Origin of the sequence: Roseitalea porphyridii (assembly GCF_004331955.1) — a bacterium.
In the GTDB taxonomy this organism is placed as follows: Bacteria; Pseudomonadota; Alphaproteobacteria; order Rhizobiales; family Rhizobiaceae; genus Roseitalea; species Roseitalea porphyridii.
This window is the reverse complement of record NZ_CP036532.1, coordinates 2,225,158-2,241,230: the sequence shown is the minus strand read 5'-3', so window position 1 is coordinate 2,241,230 and position 16,073 is coordinate 2,225,158. Positions and strand designations below refer to the sequence as shown.

Here is a 16,073-nt window from a genome sequence, read left to right as displayed (position 1 = left end):
GACTCCCTTCACGATAGTTCGAACTGGCGCACCCGCCTCGTCGGAGCCGATCGCGTGCCCCTGATGGGACGCGGGCGCAGACGGGTTCGCGATCTCGTGACCGCGGCGCTGCTGATCGGGGCGGTCACGGTCACTGCGGCCGCGCTGCAGGACTGGAACAGCCGGACCCTCGAGGGAACGGCCGTCGTGACCGATGGCGACACGATCCGGCTGATGGGCGAACCGGTACGCTTGCGGGGCATCGACGCGCCCGAACTTGAACAATTGTGCATCGGCGGCGACGGCGCCGAACATGCCTGCGGACGATTGTCGTCAGCCTATCTGGAGACGCTGATCGCGGCGCGTCCGGTTGCCTGCATCGGCCATGACACGGACCGCTACGGCCGGTTTCTCGGCGATTGCAGGGCCGGGGCGGGCGCGACGGCGACCGATCTGAACGAAGCGATGGTGGCATCCGGCTGGGCCGTCGCCTATGGCGATCACGAACGGGCAGAGGCGCGGGCACGCGGCGACAAGCGCGGCCTGTGGGCGTGGGAGTTCGAACGGCCCGCCGACTGGCGCAGGCGGGTGGCCGCCGAGACCGGAGAAAGCGTGCCGGCGGGCGGTGCGGGGGCATTCGTCAGGCGCGCGCGGGCGCTGGTCGGCTGGAGCGGACACAATGAGTGAAGACAGACTTGCCGAACTGACGGCTGCGATCGGCGCCTGCCGCATCTGCCGCGACGCTCCGACCGGCAAACCGCTGCCGCACGAGCCCAATCCGGTCTGCGTGGTCTCGCCGAAGGCGAAGATCGCCATCTGCGGCCAGGCGCCGGGCACGCGCGTGCATGCCTCGGGCCGGCCCTTCACCGACCCTTCGGGCGACCGGCTGCGCCATTGGCTCGATGTCGACGAGGCGACGTTCTACGATCCGGACCGGCTGGCGATCGTGCCGATGGGCTTCTGCTTTCCCGGGCTCGACGCCAAGGGCGGCGACCTGCCGCCGCGCCGCGAATGCGCGCGCACCTGGCACGACGATCTGTTCGCCGCGATGGGCCAGCTGGAACTGGTCATCGCCGTGGGCCAGTATGCGCAGGCCTACCATCTGGGCCCGCACCGAAAGAAGACGCTCACGGAAACCGTGGCCGCCTGGCGTGACTATCAGGCGCTGCCGGACAAGGCCTACCCCGTTATTCCGATCCCGCACCCGTCCTGGCGCAACACCGCATGGCTGAAGCGCAACCCGTGGTTCGAGACCGACCTGCTTCCCGTCCTGCGCCAGGCGGTTCACAAACGTCTGTGATGGCCTTGGCGAGATGAATTTTCTGTTCTATGGGGCCGTTGGCGCTTCTCATAGAAAGATATTCCAGCCATGGACCGTCTCGACCGCAAGATCCTGCGCCTGTTGCAGGAAGACTCGACCATCGCCGTCGCCGACATCGCCAAAAAGGTCGGCCTGTCGACGACGCCATGCTGGCGGCGCATCCAGAAGCTTGAGGAAGAAGGCGTCATCGATCGACGCGTGGCAATCCTCAACCCGGAAAAGGTCAATGCGCGCGTGACCGTGTTCGTCTCGATCCGCACCAATTCGCATTCGACCGAATGGCTCAGGCGCTTCGCAGAGGTGATCGTGCAGTTCCCCGAGGTGGTCGAATTCTACCGGATGAGCGGCGATGTCGACTATCTGCTGCGTGTGGTCGTGCCCGACATTCCGGCCTACGACGCGTTCTACAAGCGGCTGATCGAGAAGATCGAGATCCGCGACGTCTCCTCGACCTTCGCCATGGAGCAGATCAAGTTCACCACCGAAATGCCGCTCGACTATCTGCCGGTCGACAAATAGGCGCGGGTCAACCGTCGCCGGCGATCCGTTGCAGACGGGCGAGCAGGGACGAGGTGTCCCAGCGGTTGCCGCCCATGTTCTGAATGTCCTTGTAGAACTGGTCGACCAGGGCCGTGACCGGAAGCGCGGTGCCGTTGCGGTCGGCTTCGGCGAGTACGATCTGAAGGTCCTTGCGCATCCAGTCGACGGCGAAGCCGTGGTCGTACTTGCCCGCATCCATCGTCTTGTGGCGGTTCTCCATCTGCCAGGAGCCTGCGGCGCCCTGCGAGATGACGCCGATGACCTGCTCGACATCGAGCCCGGCGCGCTTGGCGAAATGGATGCCCTCGGAAAGCCCCTGGACCAGCCCGGCGATGCAGATCTGGTTGACCATCTTGGTGAGCTGGCCGCTGCCGGCCGGCCCCATCAGGCCCACCATCTTGGCATAGCTCTCGATGACCGGTCTGGCGTGGGCAAAGGTCTCCTCGCCGCCGCCGCACATGACCGTCAGCGCGCCATTGACCGCGCCCGCCTCGCCGCCGGAAACCGGCGCGTCGATGAAGCCGAAGCCGCGCTCGGTGGCGGCGGCGTCGAGCTTGCGGGCGATGTCGGCCGAAGCTGTTGTGTTGTCGATGAAGACCGCGCCCTTGCCCATCGTGGCGAAGGCCCCGTCCTCGCCCATGGTGACCTGCCAAAGATCCTCGTCGCGGCCGACGCAGGCGAAGACGAAATCGGCGCCTTCGGCCGCGGCCGCGGGGGTGTCGGCCCGGGCGCCACCATGCTCGGCGACCCATTGCTCGGCCTTGGCGGCGGTACGGTTATAGACCGTGACGTCGTGGCCGCCCCGGTTCTTCAGATGCGCAGCCATGTGGTAGCCCATCACGCCGAGCCCGATGAAAGCGGTCTTCGCCATTGCCTGTCTCCCGTTTGGTCCGGACCCCGACATAACGCGCGACCGCGCCGCCGCAAAGCCGGAAAGCGCTGGCGCCGGAATCGCTTAGGCGGAACCGTTGCGAGAATGATTCGGGAGCTTCACACGCCGATTCAGCGCTCGAGATGGCGGGTCAGGCGCTTTTCGAGCCGGTTCCAGAGAATGCGGACGGTCTCGACGATCAGCAGATAGAAGACGGCGGCCCAGATGTAGGTCTGGAAATCGAAGGTGTTGGAGAAGGCGCGGCGCGTCACTGCCATCAGGTCGAACACGGTGATCAGCGCGACGACGGCCGACCCCTTGATCATCAGAATGATCTCGTTGCCGTAGGGGCGCAGCGCGACGATCATCGCCTGCGGCATGACGATCTTGCGAAACGTCTGGATGGGCCGCAGCCCCAGCGCCGAGCCCGCCTCCCACTGGCCCGGCCGAACGCTTTCGATCGCCCCGCGCAGAATTTCGGCCTGGTAGGCGGCGGTGTTCAGCGTAAAGGCGAACAGAGCGCAGTTCCAGGCATCGCGGAAGAACCACCAAAGGCCGACCGCCTCCAGTTCGGCCCGGAACGTGCCGAAGCCGTAATAGATCAGGAAGAGCTGGGCGAGCAGCGGCGTGCCGCGGAAGAAATAGACATAACCGTAGGCGACGGCGCCGACGAGACGGTTGTCGGACATGCGCATGAAGGCCAGCGGCAGCGACAGCCCCGCGCCGAGCACGATCGAGATGGCGACCAGCGTCAGCGTAGTCTGAAGGCCCTCGAGATAGCGCGGCAGGTAGCGCTCGACGAAGTCGATGTCCCAGGCACCGATCAGCCACCAGACCATGGCGACGCCGGCGGTAACCCAGAAGGTCATCAGAAGATGGCCGGCAATGCGGGCGCGCGTCCAGCGCCGGTCGATATCGGGCGGCGCGGGCTGCGGCGGCAACAGGGCTTCGCGGACCACGCTCATGCCCGCGCCTCCGAGCGTCGGGCGGCGCGCTCGATGCGCGAGAAGACCACCGAGGAGAGCACGGCAAGGGTCAGATAGAGCAGGCAGGCGATGCCGAAGAACAGGAACGCTTCCTTGGTCACGCGCGCGGCGATGCCGGCCTGGCGCATGATGTCCGAAAGGCCGATCACCGAGATGTATGCGGTGTCCTTGAGAAGGATCAGCCACAGATTGCCCAGGCCGGGCAGGGCGATGCGGATGAGCTGCGGGGCGATGATCGTGCGCATGGTCTGCCAGCGGCTGAGGCCGAGGGCGTCGCCGGCCTCGTACTGGCCGGCTGGAATGGCGCGGAACGCCGACAGGAACACCTCGCTCGCAAAGGAGGAAAAGACGACCGCGAGCGCGATCATGCCGGCGATGAAGGCGTTGATCTCGAAGCCGCCCTCGAAGCCGAGCGCCAGCGAAAGCTGCCGGATGCCGATCTGCATGCCGTAATAGACCATGAAGATGGTCAGAAGCTCGGGCAGGCCGCGAAAGATGGTCGTGTAGACGTCGGCGGCAAGCCGCAGCGTTTCCTCGCGCGACTGTTTTGCGAGGGCGAGAAAGAAGCCGATGGCAAGGCCGATGGGCAGGGTCGCCAGCGCCAGCGACGCGGTGATCAGGACGCCGCCGGCGATCTCGTCGCTCCAGCCGGTGTCACCGAATGCGAGGTAGCCCAGTGCTTCCATCGGCAATCATTTCACGCGCATGCGGGCGGATATGAAAAGGGCGGAGACAGGCCGTCCCCGCCATTTTCCGTTTCAGGGTTCAGGTCCGGCGGTCAGCCGCCATAAACGTCGAACGCGAAATACTTGTCGTTGATTTCCTGATAGGTGCCGTTCTCGCGGATCGCCTCGATCGCCGCGTTGAAGGCTTCGCGCAGTTCATCCTCGCCCTTGCGGACGGCGATGCCTGCGCCTTCACCGTTGATCACCGGATCGGGCGTCAGCGTGTCGAGGATCTTGCAGCAGGCGCCGTCTTCGGTGTCGAGCCACTCCGACAGCACCACCACATCGTCGATCACCGCGTCGATGCGGCCCGAAGCGAGATCGAGCTTGTACTCGTCCGGCGTCGGGTAGAGGCGAAGATCGGCCGAGGACAGCTTCTCCTCGGCATAGTTCGAATGGGTGGTCGCCGACTGGGCGCCGATCGACCGACCGGCGAGCGCCTCGTCGGTCGCCGCCTCGATGTCGGAATCCTTCGGCACGGCGATCGCCGGCGGGGTGTTGTAGTACTTGTTGGTGAAGTCGACGGTCTGCTTGCGCTCCTCGGTGATCGACATGGACGCGATGATCGCGTCGAACTTGCCGGCCACCAGCGCCGGGATGATGCCGTCCCAGTCCTGGGTGACGAATTCGCACTCAGCGTTCATTTCCTCGCACAGTGCCTTGGCGATATCGATGTCGAAGCCGGTCAGCGTGCCGTCGGCCTCGAGCGTGTTGAAGGGCGGGTAGGCGCCTTCGGTGCCGATCTTGATCTGCATCTGGTCCTGGGCCTGGGCGGCGCCGAGCGACAGCGCAAGGGTCGTGGCCGCGGCCAGAATTGTCTTGGTCGAACGCATGGAATACCTCTTGTCACGCGTGGCCCGCGCCGGGCGCGGGCGGTTGGGCGCCCGCCGCTCCGGGCGGGCATTGGCGGCAACACTTCCCGATGTCAAAGCGCTTTGCAACCGAAAATGACGGTTGGGTGTCAGGGGCGGAGCGCTACCGCCCCGCCGGGATCGCGCGGACGACGCGCGCGGTGACCGCATGCATGCCGCGGGCGCCGTAGCCGATCGCCGCCAGCAGGTGCACGCCGATCCCGCCGGCCAGAGCGATCGCCGCCCCGACATGGATGGTCGCTGCGACGTTCGCGATCGCCGGATTTGCCGGCCAGGGCAGGATGGGCAATGCGATGCCCAGCACCGTCGCCGGCAGGCCGGCCGCGAGCGGCATCGCAAGGCCGGACACCGCGAGCACGATCATGGCGGCGAGCATGACGAGGATGGCCAGGCGGGCGATCAGCGCCGTGGCCGCCGGCTCGTCGGGCGCGCGCGGAAAGCCACGCGCGAAGCGGCGAACGGCGTGGACCAGCAGAACAGGCGCGGCGACGATACCGGCCACCAGATGCAGGTCGGGCCGGTCGACGAACCAGGCGGCGACGAGGATGGCGATCACGACAAGGGTCAGCCAGTGAAGCGTGATCGACAGCGCCGTGTAGCCGCCGAACCGGTCTGCGGGCAGGGGCCGCCGTTCGGCACTGTGGGGCGGGCCGGACGGCCGTTCGGCGTAGGCCTCGGCCTCCTCGTCGCCGGTGTCGATCGCATCAAGGGTCATCGGCTGGTTCATGTTCCTGTCGGCAGGGCCATTTCGGCAAAGGGTATGAAGCGCACCGCATCGCCGCGCGCAACCGTGCTCGTCTCCTCGTCGAGTTCGATCAGCCCCGTGGCCGCCTGAAGACCCGAGACGAGCCCCGATCCGTCGCGCGGGAACTTGTGCGCGACCAGCTTGCCGGTCTCCGGGTCGGAGGCGACCCAGCCGCGCAGGAACTCGCGCCGGCCGGTCTTCTTCCTGGCAATCTCGAAGCCGGCGGGCAGCGGATAGCCGGTCGGTCGCGAGAACGCCGCGCCTGCAAGGTGGCCGATCACAGCGCGCGCATAGAGCGCAAAGCAGACGCGCACCGCGACCGGGTTGCCGGGCAGACCGATCAGCACCGTGTCGCCGATCTGGCCGAACATCATCGGCCGGCCCGGCTTGACGGCGATCTGCCAGAGATGACGCCGTCCGAGGCGATCGAGCACGTCGAGCATGTGGTCCTCGGCGCCGCGCGAGGCGCCGCCGGACGTGACGATCAGGTCATGGTTCCCGGCGGCGCGGGCGATCGTGCGGCGCAGTTCGTCCGCATCGTCGCCGACATGGCCGAGATCGGTAACAGTGGTCGCCGGCGCGGTGGCGAGCGACAGCAGCATGGGCCGGTTGGAGTCGTAGACCTGTGCCCGGTGCGCCGGCCGGCCGGGCTCGATGATCTCGTCGCCGGTTGACAGGATCGCGATGCGCAGCCGCGCGCGCACCGCTACCTCGTCGTGTCCGGTCGCGGCAAGGGCTGCAAGATCCTGCGGGCGGAGCGGCTCGCCGGCGCGAAGGACGGGATCGCCCGGGCGGAAATCCTCGCCGGCGAGCCGCCGGTTGGCGCCGGCCTTCAGGCCCTCCGGGATGAGGATCGTGCCGTCCGTCTCGACCAGGCAATCCTCTTCCATCACGACCGTGTCGGCGCCCTCGGGCATCGGCGCGCCGGTGAAGATGCGTGCGCACGCGCCGGCGGGGAGCCGCTCATCGGGTAGGGTCCCGGCGGCAATCCGTGCGGCCGGCACGAGGCGGCCGCCGCGTTCGCGGTAATCGGCGTGCGAGAAGGCGAACCCGTCGACGGCGGCATTGTCGCTCCGGGGGACGTGGATCGGCGCGGTCACATCGGACGCGGCGATGCGCCCGGCGGCTTCGATGACGGGCACGGTCTCGACGCCGGCGACGGGCGCAAGACGGTCCGCAAGCAGCGCCAGCACGTCGTCATGGCGCATGCGCCCGCTGTCATGGACGAAGCAATCGTCGATCAGCTTGCGTGCCGTGCTCATCGCGTCGCTGTCCGCCTGGCGTGTCCGGCAAGTTCGCACGCTTCCTCGACCAGTTGCGCGATCGCACCGACCTGATCGCGCTGGAACACGGGGCGACCGAAGCGGGTCGCCTCGGGCGGCACCTCATCGAAGACGAGTGCGACGATCGCCGGATCGTCATCGGCCAGCATCGGCGCGGCGGCGTTGGCGGCGTGGCGCATCTCGACCTTCGGATGGCGTTCGGCCTTGAAGCCTTCGACCAGCACGACATCGCAGGGCGACAGGCGCTCGATAATCTCGTCCAGGGTCGCCTCGTCCTCGCCGCTCTCGTTCTCGTGCATGAGCGCCCAGCGGTTGCGGGAGACGATCGCCACCTCGGCGGCGCCCGCCATCCGGTGCGTATGGCTGTCGGTGCCGGCCCGGTCGATGTCGAAGGCGGCGTGGGCGCGCTTGACCGTCGCGACCCGGTAGCCGCGCCGGACCAGTTCCTGAACGAGCCGTGCGGTCATCGTCGTCTTGCCGGTGTCCTTCCAGCCAACGATGCCGAAACGGGGCGGAAGGGCACGCATCAGGCCGCCCCCTGCCGCATGAACGTTTCGGCGCGGGCCAGATCGTCGGGCGTGTTGATGTTGAAGAACGGATCGGTGCCGTCGCGGCCGACGGGGAAGTCGACCTCGGCGAGGTGATGGCGTTGCACGAAGGCCATCACCTTGAGCGTATCGGACGTCTCAAGCCAGTCGCCAAGATCGTCGGCAAGGGCGACGGGCCAGAGCGCGAAGACGGGGTGGCGGTGGCCGTCCGAGGTGGCCATGGCGATCGTGTTGGCGGTCGTTGCCGCCGCCGAAAGCCGCGCAACGAGGTCTTCGGGAAAGAACGGCGTGTCGGTTGCGGCCGTGGCGACGTGGGTCACGGACGGATGATGCCGCGCGGCATGGTCCATGGCCGCAAGCACGCCGGCGAGCGGGCCGGCATGGCCCGCGACCGTATCGGCGAAGACGGGCAGGGCGGTTTCCTCGAACCGCGCCGGATCGCCATTGGCGTTGATGGCGACCGCATCGACCTGTGGCGCCAGGCGCCCGGCGACATGGGCGATCAGCGGCCGGCCGGCCAGCGGGACGAGCGCCTTGTCGGTGCCGCCCATGCGGCGAGACTGGCCGCCCGCCAGAACCACGCCGAGGATCGTCTTCTTGCCAGCGGTCAGGTCAGTCATCGCGCGCGCCCTTGCGCCTGTGCTCGGGGGCATCGTCGGCGACCTTCGACCAGTCCATGTCCCGGACGATCCGGTCGTTGCCCGAAAGCACGGTGAACCGCTTGCCGCGGGCGCGTCCGATCAGGGTCAGGCCGGCCTGACGCGCGAGGTCCACGCCCCAGGCGGTGAACCCGGACCGCGAAACCAGCACGGGAATGCCCATCATCACCGTCTTGATCACCATCTCCGAAGTCAGCCGGCCGGTCGTATAGAAGATCTTGTCGCCGCCATCGACGCCGTTCATGCGCATCCAGCCGGCGACCTTGTCGACGGCGTTGTGGCGGCCGACGTCCTCGAAATAGACGAGCGGCCGGTCGCGCTCGCACAGGACGCAGCCATGGATGGCGCCGGCCGCCAGGTAAAGACTGGGCGTCAGGTTGATCGCCCTTGTGAGGGCGTGCAGCCACGAGGTGCGCAGCACCGCGTCCTGCGGAAGGGCAATCCGGTCGAACCCGTCCATGACGTCGCCGAAGACGGTCCCCTGCGCGCAGCCGGACGTACGCACCTTCTTCTGCAGAACCGTTTCGTAGTCGGTTTCGCGCGCGGTGCGCACGACGACCACGTCCAGTTCCTCGTCATGGTCGATCGCGGTGATCTCGTCGTCGGCCCGCAGCATGTTCTGGTTGACCAGATAGCCCACGGCCAGAAGGTCCGGATGATCGCCGATCGTCATCATGGTGACGATCTCCTGGCGGTTCAGATAGAGCGTCAGCGGCCGTTCGGTGACCACGCGCGTTTCGACCGGATTGCCGTCCTGGTCGTGGCCGGTCACCGTGGTCGACAGGCCCGGCGCATCCGGATCGGGCGCGATCAGATAGCCGGTCCCCGCGTCTGGTTTGGTCAGCGCACTCATCGTCCGATCATGCCCGAGCGCAGGAGCCGGCTCAACGCGAAAACGGTCAGAAAGCCTCGCTCGGCGAGCGGATCGCGATCAGCGCGACGCAGGTGGCCGCGCCGGCGAACCCGAACAGAAGCGCCGTCAGGCCGATTGGCGAGCCGCCGACGCCGGCCGCAAGCGCGCCGATGATCGAGGCGAGCGCGCCGACGCCGATCTGCAGCGCGCCGAGCAGGCCGGAAGCGGCACCGGAGGCTTCCGGCTTCAGGCCGATCACGGCCGCGGTGGCGTTCGGCAGGACCAGACCGTTGCCCACGCCGATGAGGCTCAGCGGCACGAACAGCGAAGCCGGGTGGTCGGCGCCGATGGCGAACAGCGCCAGCGAAACGCCTGTCCCGACGAGCGCGATCAGCGCGCCGTCGCGGACCATGCGCTCGACGCCGCGCACCTGCGAGAAACGGCCCGACAGGAAGTTGCCGATCAGGTAGCCGAGCGCGCACAGCGAAAACCAGAGGCCGTAATCAAACGGGGACTGACCCAGAAAGGCGCTCGATACGGCCGGTCCGCCGCCGAGGAAGCCGAAGAAGACGGCCGAGGACAGGCTGGTGGTCAGCGCGTACAGCCAGAAGGGCCGCATCCGCCCGAGCGCGCCCCATGCCGTGAACTGGTTGCGGGCGGACTGGCCCATGCTGGCGTTGGTTTCCGGCAGCAGGAACAGGATCGCGACCAGCGCGAACGCGCCGAAGCCGGCCTGCAGGACGAACGAGGCGCGCCAGCCCGCCACCTCGTCGGCAAGGCCGCCAAGCGCCGGGGCGACCATCGGCGCCACGGCCATGCCCATGACGACGTAGCCGATCATCGAGGCGGCCTTCTCGCGCGGATAGAGGTCGCGGATGATGGTGCGCGACAGGACGAGCCCGGTTGCGCTCGCGGTCTGGATGATCCGGCCGGCGAGAAATGTCTCGATCGTGGGCGCGACCGCGCACAGGAGCGAACCGGCGACGAAGGTCGCCATGCCGACGATCAGCACGGGTCGACGGCCGACCCGGTCCGAGACCGGGCCGGCGACGAGCTGCAGCACCACCATGAAGCCCAGATAGAGCGACAGGCCGAGCTGGACGGTCGGGTAGGGCACGCCGAAATCGGCCGCGATCGACGGCATCGACGGCATGAACATGTTGATCGCAAGCGGGCTGACGGCCGCCAGGATGACCAGCGTGACAAGAAGCGGGCGGGACGCTGCCCGCCCCTGGAAGAGGGCCTGCGACATGGAGCGATCCGGAAAGGAATTGTCGCTCCTGTCTATAGCGGCGGCGTTGCGCTGAAAACCCGCCAGATCAAGCCCTTGCGTCTTCCGAAACGCCGATGCGTCAGCGTTTTGATCCTGTCCGCGCGCGCCAGGAAAAGACCGTGCGGATGACCTCGCTCATAACCTGCCGGCGCTCGGCGGCCGCCCGGCGGCGAACCCGTTCATAGTCGACGCACTGGCGATCGATGTTCTGCGGCTTGCGTGTCATGGCGCGTTCCTTTCGCGATGCATATCGTTCGTTGACTGCAAAATATCTGTTGCCAAACCACGGAACAAACGCGAAATTCCAACCCTTCGGTTAAGGAAAATTGATGTGAAAGACCGTCTGCCTCCGCTCAATTCGCTGCGCGCGTTCGATGCGGCGGCCCGGCATCTGAGCTTCCAGCGCGCGGCCGAGGAGCTCAACGTCACGCCGTCGGCGCTGTCGTTCCAGATCCGCCAGCTCGAGGAGTTCCTGCAACTGCCGCTGTTCGAGCGCCTCAACCGGGGGGTCGCGCTGACCGAGGCCGGCGCGCGGTTCGCGCCTTCGGTGCAGGACGGGTTCGAGCGCCTGCATGCGGCGATGAACCAGCTCAGGCCGTCGACGCCTGACGATGTGCTGACCGTCACCACCGGACCCTCTTTTGCCGCCAAGTGGCTGTCGCCGCGCATTCACCGGTTTCTGGAGCAGTATCCGGACATCGAGCTGCGGATCGCGGCGAACCTGAGCCTGTCGGACCTGCGCAAGGATGCGATCGACGTGGCGATCCGGTTCGGGGCGGGACACTATCCGGGCCTGCGGGTCGAGCCGCTGGCCGAGGATGCGGTGCTGCCGCTGATCAGCCCGGTGCTGCTCGCCGAACGGTTCGGCGGCGCGCTGACCTATGGCGACCTTGCCGCGCTGACGCTTCTGCACGATGATTCGGCGGCGTTCCTTCCCAATGCGGTGACGTGGGCAACCTGGCTCAAGCAGGCCGGTGCGGACGGCATCGACGCCTCGCGCGGGGCGCGGTTCAACCATGCCGACCATGCCCTGGAAGCCGCCGTCGACCAGGCCGGGATCGCACTCGGACGGCTGACGCTGGCGGCGCGGGACATTCGCGCCGGGCGGCTGGTGGCGCCGTTCGATCTGGTCATGCCGGCCAATGCCAGCTTCTATTTCTGCTGCCTGCCGCAGGTCTCGACCTCGCCGAAGATCGAGGCGTTCCGCGGCTTCGTCCGGGAGGAAATCGAAGGCGAAAGGGCCGAACTCGACCGGATGTGGAAGAGCGGCTAGCCCGCCTCGGCGTTCAGTGCGGCGGCCGCCTGACGCGCGTGCAGCCGCTCGCGGTAGAAGGCGTAGATGCCGGTGCCGATGATCAGCGCCGATCCGATCAGCATGGGCAGGTCGGGCCGCTCGCCGAACAAGACGGCGCCGAGAATCAATGCGAACAGCAGCCGCGCGTATCTGAACGGCGCGATGACCGACAGTTCGCCGATCCGCAACGCGACGGTGATGGTGTAGTAGGCCAGGATGCCGGACGTCGCCGCGCCGAGCACGTAGAGGATCGTCGTCACATTCATCGGCTGCCAGCCGCCGTAAACGATCATCATCACCAGCGAGGGCGGGACGATGATGACGCTGGCGATCGTCGACAGTTGCAGACTGCTCACGTCGACGGCGACGCGGCGGGTGCCGAGATCGCGAATGGCAAGGCCGACGACGGCGGCGACGGCCAGAAGGGCGGCGGGCGAGAACCCGGCCATGCCGGGGCGGATGATGATCAGGACGCCGATGAAGCCGATCAGCACGGCCGTCCAGCGCCGCCAGCCGACGGATTCGCGCAGGAACAGCGCGGCGCCCAGCGTCACCGCCAGCGGCTGGACCTGCAGGATCGCCGAGGCGGTCGACAGCGGCATCAGCGCGAGCGCGGTGACGAAGCACACCACGCCCAGCACTTCGCCCGCGTTGCGCGCCACGATCGGAGTGGCGAGAAAGGCCCGCGTCCACAGCGGCTTGCCGGACAGCTTCGTCAGCGTGCCGAAGACGAGCGCTGCGATGATCGACTGCAACAGGATGACCTGGCCGACATTGATCTGCGTCGCCGCCAGCTTGATGAAGCTGTCATCGAGCGCAAACAGCGCCATCGAAACGACCATCAACAGGATCGCCGGAAGATTGCGGGTGACGGGCTCGGGCAGGGGAAGCGGGGTGCCGGACATGTCAGGTTCCCCGCGCGGGCGGTGGCGAAGCGGCCGAGCGCGTCGCGGCGCGGGTCTGCGAACGCCGAACGCGTTCGCGATAGAGCGTGTAGATGCCGGTTCCGACGACGATCCCCGCGCCGGCGAGCGTGGCGACGTCGGGAAAATCGCCGAAGACGACAAATCCCAGCACGAGCGCCCACAGCAGCGATGTGTAGCGGAACGGCGCCACGAACCCGATGTCGCCCTCCCGCATCGCCATGACCACGAACTGGTAGCCGATGAAGAGAAATCCGGCCGCTGCCGCGAGCGTCGCGAGCGTCGGCAGATCCATCGGCCGCCAGCCGCCGAGCGGGCCGACCAGCGCCAGCCCGGCCAGGGTAACGCAGAGCGCCGTCAGCGCCGATACGGTCAGTGACGGGACCGAACCGGCGATCTTCCGGGTCGCGATGTCGCGAACGGCCGCGAAGACCACCGCGCCGACCACGAGCAGGGTCGCGGCGTTGAAGCCGGCCATGCCGGGACGCACGATCAGCAGCACGCCGCAAAAGCCGATCAGGATCGCCGACCAGCGTCGCCAGCCGACCTGTTCGCCGAGGAACATCGCCGCGCCGATCGTGACGGCGAGCGGCAGCGCGGCCAGCACGGCGGTCGCGTTGGCCAGCGGCAGGTGGGCGAGCGCGCTCAGGAACAGGATGGTTGTGGTCAACTCGCCGCCGGTGCGCAGCACGACCGGAGCGGAGATCAGGCCAGGAACGAACAGCGGTTGTCGGCGCAGCCGCAGATAGACGAGCAGTCCGGCGACGATCATCGTGCCGCGTACGAACATGATCTGGCCGGTGTTCAGCGTGTCCATGACCGACTTGACGAGCGTGTCGTTGATGGTGAACCCGGCCATCGACAGGGACATGAACAGGCAGGCGCGGATGTTCGCCGACAACGGCATCAGGACGGACGACTTCTGTTGCGCCCCGTGACGGGCTCGTTGCGGCCCCATCTCGTCACGGATTGCGAGAGGCTGTACTGGAAACGGTCGGACCGACCGGCCGTCCGCCCCTATCACGCGGCCCCTTGCGTGAACAGGCGCAATCTTGTGACGGGATCAATCGCGCGCTTCGAGCCAGGCTTGCAGCGCGTCCGCTTCGCCACCGGGAACATGGCGCGCGACGCGCCGGCCGACCGCCGCGCCGAACTTGTAGCCATGTCCCGAACAGGCGGAAACCACCCACAGCCGGTCGCGCCGGTGCAGTGCAAAGCGCTCGTCGGCGGTGAAGGTGTAGGCGCAGGTGACCGTCTTTTCGTGCCGGTATTCGTCCAGCCTTGCGAGCGGCGGCGAGAACCATCTGCGGATCGCGTCGGCCTCGTCCGGGGCGGGCGTGCGATCGGCGTCCGGCGGCGATTGCCGCTTGTGGTTGCCGGTGCCGAGCTTCAGGCCCGACCCGCCGATCGGCGGGATCGCATAACCGTCCGAATCGGCGCCGGCATCCAGCATGACGGGCGCGTCGGCCCAGGCGTCTGCGAGGTCCGGCGGCGGCGTGAAATAGGCGACGGCCGTGCGATAGGCGGTCAGCCGCCCCGCCAGATCCGGCACCAGGCCGAGCACCCAGGCGCCAGCGGTCACGATGACGATGTCGAAATCGGTTGCGCCTTCGGCCGTTATGACCGTGCCGGCAGGATCGACGGCGGTCACCGTGGTGTTGTCGTGCACGGCGGCGCCGTGGTTCCGGAGCCAACCCTCAAGGCCGCCGGCGATCTTCTGGCACAGCAGGGCGCCGCCCTCCGGGCTGAAGCCGGCATATCGGAAAGTGCCGGCCTCAAGGAACGCAAAGCGCTCTGCCGCCTCGCCCGAGTCGAGCAGATCGAGCGGATAGCCGCCGGCGATCAGCCCGTCGCGATATTGCTCGGCCTCGTCGCCGGGCTGCCGGCTGACGATCAGGAAGCCGTTCTCGACAAGATGCTTCTCGCCCAGATCGTCCCACAGTTCGTCCCATGCGCCGTAGGCCTCGTCGATACGCCGCGCGTAGCCGGACAGGCCGCCATAGGCGCGGCGGATGATGCGGTGCTCGTCACCGGAGGCCGAAAGGGGATTGGGGATCGGGCCCTGCTCGTAGAGCGTGACCTGGTGGCCGGCCTTGGTCAGCGCCCATGCGGACGAAAGGCCGGCGATGCCGCCGCCGACGATGGCGATCTTCATGTCAGCCGCCCGTCACGCTCATGTGCCGGCCGACGGCGGGCGCCCTCGTCGTCCTGTCGATGACGAAGTCGTGGCCCTTCGGCTTGCGCCCGATCGCCTCGTCGATGGCCGCCGCGACGCGGTCGTTGCCTTCGGATTCGCGCAGGGGCGCGCGCAGGTCGGCGGCGTCCTCCTGGCCAAGGCACATGTAAAGCGTGCCGGTGCAGGTCAGCCGGACGCGGTTGCAGCTTTCGCAGAAATTGTGGGTCATCGGCGTGATGAAGCCGAGGCGGCCGCCAGTCTCGGCGACGCGGACGTAGCGCGCCGGCCCGCCAGTACGATAGGGGATGTCCTCGAGCGTGTAGCGCTCGGCAAGGCTGGCGCGGACCTCCGTCAGCGGCAGGTACCGGTCGGTGCGGTCCTCGTCGATCTCGCCCATCGGCATGGTCTCGATCAGGGTGAAATCGTGTCCCTCGCCGTGCGCCCACTGCATCATGGGTTCGATCTCGGCCTCGTTGACGCCCCTGAGCGCGACCGCGTTGATCTTGACCTGAAGGCCGGCGCGCCTGGCCGCCTCGATGCCGCCCAGCACCCGGGAAAGATCGCCCCAGCGCGTGATCGCCCTGAACCGATCCGGGTCCAGCGTGTCGAGCGACACGTTGACCCGCCGCACGCCGCAATCGGCCAGTTCATCGGCGAACCGGGCAAGCTGCGAGCCGTTGGTCGTCAGGGTCAGTTCTTCCAGCGCCCCGGAAGCCAGATGCCGCGACAATTGGCGGACCAGATGCATGATGTTCTTGCGCACCAGCGGCTCGCCGCCGGTCAGCCGCAGTTTTCGGACCCCCTTTTCGATGAACACCGTGCACAGCCGGTCCAGTTCCTCGAGCGTGAGCAGGTCCTTCTTGGGCAGGAACGTCATCTGCTCGGCCATGCAGTAGACGCAGCGGAAATCGCACCGGTCGGTAACCGATACGCGCAGATAGGTGATGGAGCGGCCAAAGGGGTCGATCATGACGGCACAGTTCTCCGGTTTCGCTTGACGCGTCAAGGTGACAGGCGGCACATGC

The 16,073-nt window shown here is 67.6% G+C and carries 19 protein-coding genes; 4 read left to right on the top strand and 15 right to left on the bottom strand.

The genetic code is table 11. The features are described from left to right. Positions 1–63 precede the first annotated feature (63 nt). The 3 genes from E0E05_RS10970 (at position 64) to E0E05_RS10960 (ending at position 1,819) form a co-directional block, all read left to right on the top strand. Entirely contained in the window at positions 64–666 is a 603-nt protein-coding gene (locus E0E05_RS10970; RefSeq protein WP_244598070.1) for a thermonuclease family protein, read from the top strand. Then, complete coding sequence (locus E0E05_RS10965; RefSeq protein WP_131616745.1) at positions 659–1,279, top strand: uracil-DNA glycosylase family protein; 621 nt, start codon at positions 659–661, stop codon at positions 1,277–1,279. The genes E0E05_RS10970 and E0E05_RS10965 overlap by 8 nt, the downstream gene beginning before the upstream one ends. Before the next feature lie 69 nt (positions 1,280–1,348). Further along, positions 1,349–1,819 carry an Lrp/AsnC family transcriptional regulator gene (locus tag E0E05_RS10960; protein ID WP_131616744.1) on the top strand — a complete coding sequence of 157 codons (471 nt, stop codon included), beginning with the start codon at positions 1,349–1,351 and terminating at the stop codon, positions 1,817–1,819. Between the two features lie 7 nt (positions 1,820–1,826). Here E0E05_RS10960 and E0E05_RS10955 read toward each other — a convergent pair whose 3' ends face one another. The 11 genes from E0E05_RS10955 to E0E05_RS17360 form a co-directional block, all read right to left on the bottom strand. After that, positions 1,827–2,711, bottom strand: a complete 885-nt coding sequence (locus tag E0E05_RS10955) for an NAD(P)-dependent oxidoreductase (protein WP_131616743.1) — start codon at positions 2,709–2,711, stop codon at positions 1,827–1,829. Between the two features lie 131 nt (positions 2,712–2,842). Next, positions 2,843–3,676, bottom strand: a complete 834-nt coding sequence (locus E0E05_RS10950; protein WP_131616742.1) for an ABC transporter permease — start codon at positions 3,674–3,676, stop codon at positions 2,843–2,845. Continuing rightward, positions 3,673–4,383 carry an ABC transporter permease gene (locus E0E05_RS10945; RefSeq protein ID WP_039724161.1) on the bottom strand — a complete coding sequence of 237 codons (711 nt, stop codon included), beginning with the start codon at positions 4,381–4,383 and terminating at the stop codon, positions 3,673–3,675. The genes E0E05_RS10950 and E0E05_RS10945 overlap by 4 nt, the downstream gene beginning before the upstream one ends. A gap of 92 nt (positions 4,384–4,475) precedes the next feature. Further along, the gene (locus E0E05_RS10940; RefSeq protein ID WP_039724162.1) at positions 4,476–5,255 is read right to left on the bottom strand and encodes an ABC transporter substrate-binding protein; all 780 of its coding nucleotides are present in this window, start codon (positions 5,253–5,255) and stop codon (positions 4,476–4,478) included. Between the two features lie 142 nt (positions 5,256–5,397). Then, entirely contained in the window at positions 5,398–6,021 is a 624-nt protein-coding gene (locus E0E05_RS10935; RefSeq protein WP_131616741.1) for a cytochrome b, read from the bottom strand. Next, positions 6,018–7,301 (bottom strand): molybdopterin molybdotransferase MoeA, encoded by a 1,284-nt coding sequence (locus tag E0E05_RS10930; protein ID WP_131616740.1) that lies wholly within the window; start codon positions 7,299–7,301, stop codon positions 6,018–6,020. The genes E0E05_RS10935 and E0E05_RS10930 overlap by 4 nt, the downstream gene beginning before the upstream one ends. After that, the gene (gene mobB, locus E0E05_RS10925) at positions 7,298–7,849 is read right to left on the bottom strand and encodes a molybdopterin-guanine dinucleotide biosynthesis protein B (RefSeq protein ID WP_131616739.1); all 552 of its coding nucleotides are present in this window, start codon (positions 7,847–7,849) and stop codon (positions 7,298–7,300) included. The genes E0E05_RS10930 and mobB overlap by 4 nt, the downstream gene beginning before the upstream one ends. After that, positions 7,849–8,490 carry a molybdenum cofactor guanylyltransferase MobA gene (mobA, locus tag E0E05_RS10920; RefSeq protein WP_131616738.1) on the bottom strand — a complete coding sequence of 214 codons (642 nt, stop codon included), beginning with the start codon at positions 8,488–8,490 and terminating at the stop codon, positions 7,849–7,851. The genes mobB and mobA overlap by 1 nt, the downstream gene beginning before the upstream one ends. After that, positions 8,483–9,382 carry a formate dehydrogenase accessory sulfurtransferase FdhD gene (gene fdhD / locus E0E05_RS10915; protein WP_131616737.1) on the bottom strand — a complete coding sequence of 300 codons (900 nt, stop codon included), beginning with the start codon at positions 9,380–9,382 and terminating at the stop codon, positions 8,483–8,485. The genes mobA and fdhD overlap by 8 nt, the downstream gene beginning before the upstream one ends. 46 nt (positions 9,383–9,428) lie before the next feature. Next, positions 9,429–10,700, bottom strand: coding sequence for a multidrug effflux MFS transporter (locus tag E0E05_RS10910; protein WP_131616736.1), 1,272 nt, complete (start codon positions 10,698–10,700; stop codon positions 9,429–9,431). Between the two features lie 34 nt (positions 10,701–10,734). After that, on the bottom strand, positions 10,735–10,881 hold the full coding sequence (locus E0E05_RS17360) for a hypothetical protein (protein WP_158629348.1): 147 nt from the start codon (positions 10,879–10,881) through the stop codon (positions 10,735–10,737). Positions 10,882–10,986: 105 nt separating this feature from the next. Between E0E05_RS17360 and gcvA the strand changes: the two genes are divergently transcribed. After that, positions 10,987–11,928: a transcriptional regulator GcvA gene (gene gcvA / locus E0E05_RS10905; RefSeq protein WP_131616735.1), complete on the top strand. Its 942-nt coding sequence runs from the start codon at positions 10,987–10,989 to the stop codon at positions 11,926–11,928. On the opposite strand, the gene E0E05_RS10900 is transcribed toward gcvA, so the two are convergent. The 4 genes from E0E05_RS10900 to moaA form a co-directional block, all read right to left on the bottom strand. Continuing rightward, complete coding sequence (locus E0E05_RS10900; RefSeq protein WP_131616734.1) at positions 11,925–12,854, bottom strand: DMT family transporter; 930 nt, start codon at positions 12,852–12,854, stop codon at positions 11,925–11,927. The two genes, gcvA and E0E05_RS10900, sit on opposite strands and share 4 nt — an antisense overlap. 1 nt (position 12,855) lies before the next feature. Next, entirely contained in the window at positions 12,856–13,779 is a 924-nt protein-coding gene (locus E0E05_RS10895) for a DMT family transporter (RefSeq protein ID WP_131616733.1), read from the bottom strand. A 156-nt stretch (positions 13,780–13,935) separates the two neighbouring features. Next, positions 13,936–15,027 carry an NAD(P)/FAD-dependent oxidoreductase gene (locus tag E0E05_RS10890; protein WP_131616732.1) on the bottom strand — a complete coding sequence of 364 codons (1,092 nt, stop codon included), beginning with the start codon at positions 15,025–15,027 and terminating at the stop codon, positions 13,936–13,938. Between the two features lies 1 nt (position 15,028). Beyond that, positions 15,029–16,018, bottom strand: a complete 990-nt coding sequence (gene moaA / locus E0E05_RS10885; protein WP_244597693.1) for a GTP 3',8-cyclase MoaA — start codon at positions 16,016–16,018, stop codon at positions 15,029–15,031. Positions 16,019–16,073: the final 55 nt, after the last annotated feature.

What these genes read in the sequence shown, in the direction of transcription:
- E0E05_RS10930 (WP_131616740.1), bottom strand. Translation starts at nt 7,301, where the DNA reads ATGAGCACGGCACGCAAGCTGATCGACGATTGCTTCGTCCATGACAGC.
- E0E05_RS17360 (WP_158629348.1), bottom strand. Translation starts at nt 10,881, where the DNA reads ATGACACGCAAGCCGCAGAACATCGATCGCCAGTGCGTCGACTATGAA.
- mobB (WP_131616739.1), bottom strand. Translation starts at nt 7,849, where the DNA reads ATGCGTGCCCTTCCGCCCCGTTTCGGCATCGTTGGCTGGAAGGACACC.
- E0E05_RS10945 (WP_039724161.1), bottom strand. Translation starts at nt 4,383, where the DNA reads ATGGAAGCACTGGGCTACCTCGCATTCGGTGACACCGGCTGGAGCGAC.
- E0E05_RS10895 (WP_131616733.1), bottom strand. Translation starts at nt 13,779, where the DNA reads ATGCCGTTGTCGGCGAACATCCGCGCCTGCCTGTTCATGTCCCTGTCG.
- E0E05_RS10950 (WP_131616742.1), bottom strand. Translation starts at nt 3,676, where the DNA reads ATGAGCGTGGTCCGCGAAGCCCTGTTGCCGCCGCAGCCCGCGCCGCCC.
- E0E05_RS10965 (WP_131616745.1), top strand. Translation starts at nt 659, where the DNA reads ATGAGTGAAGACAGACTTGCCGAACTGACGGCTGCGATCGGCGCCTGC.
- E0E05_RS10960 (WP_131616744.1), top strand. Translation starts at nt 1,349, where the DNA reads ATGGACCGTCTCGACCGCAAGATCCTGCGCCTGTTGCAGGAAGACTCG.
- E0E05_RS10970 (WP_244598070.1), top strand. Translation starts at nt 64, where the DNA reads ATGGGACGCGGGCGCAGACGGGTTCGCGATCTCGTGACCGCGGCGCTG.
- moaA (WP_244597693.1), bottom strand. Translation starts at nt 16,018, where the DNA reads ATGATCGACCCCTTTGGCCGCTCCATCACCTATCTGCGCGTATCGGTT.
- fdhD (WP_131616737.1), bottom strand. Translation starts at nt 9,382, where the DNA reads ATGAGTGCGCTGACCAAACCAGACGCGGGGACCGGCTATCTGATCGCG.
- E0E05_RS10955 (WP_131616743.1), bottom strand. Translation starts at nt 2,711, where the DNA reads ATGGCGAAGACCGCTTTCATCGGGCTCGGCGTGATGGGCTACCACATG.
- E0E05_RS10935 (WP_131616741.1), bottom strand. Translation starts at nt 6,021, where the DNA reads ATGAACCAGCCGATGACCCTTGATGCGATCGACACCGGCGACGAGGAG.
- E0E05_RS10900 (WP_131616734.1), bottom strand. Translation starts at nt 12,854, where the DNA reads ATGTCCGGCACCCCGCTTCCCCTGCCCGAGCCCGTCACCCGCAATCTT.
- E0E05_RS10890 (WP_131616732.1), bottom strand. Translation starts at nt 15,027, where the DNA reads ATGAAGATCGCCATCGTCGGCGGCGGCATCGCCGGCCTTTCGTCCGCA.
- mobA (WP_131616738.1), bottom strand. Translation starts at nt 8,490, where the DNA reads ATGACTGACCTGACCGCTGGCAAGAAGACGATCCTCGGCGTGGTTCTG.
- E0E05_RS10940 (WP_039724162.1), bottom strand. Translation starts at nt 5,255, where the DNA reads ATGCGTTCGACCAAGACAATTCTGGCCGCGGCCACGACCCTTGCGCTG.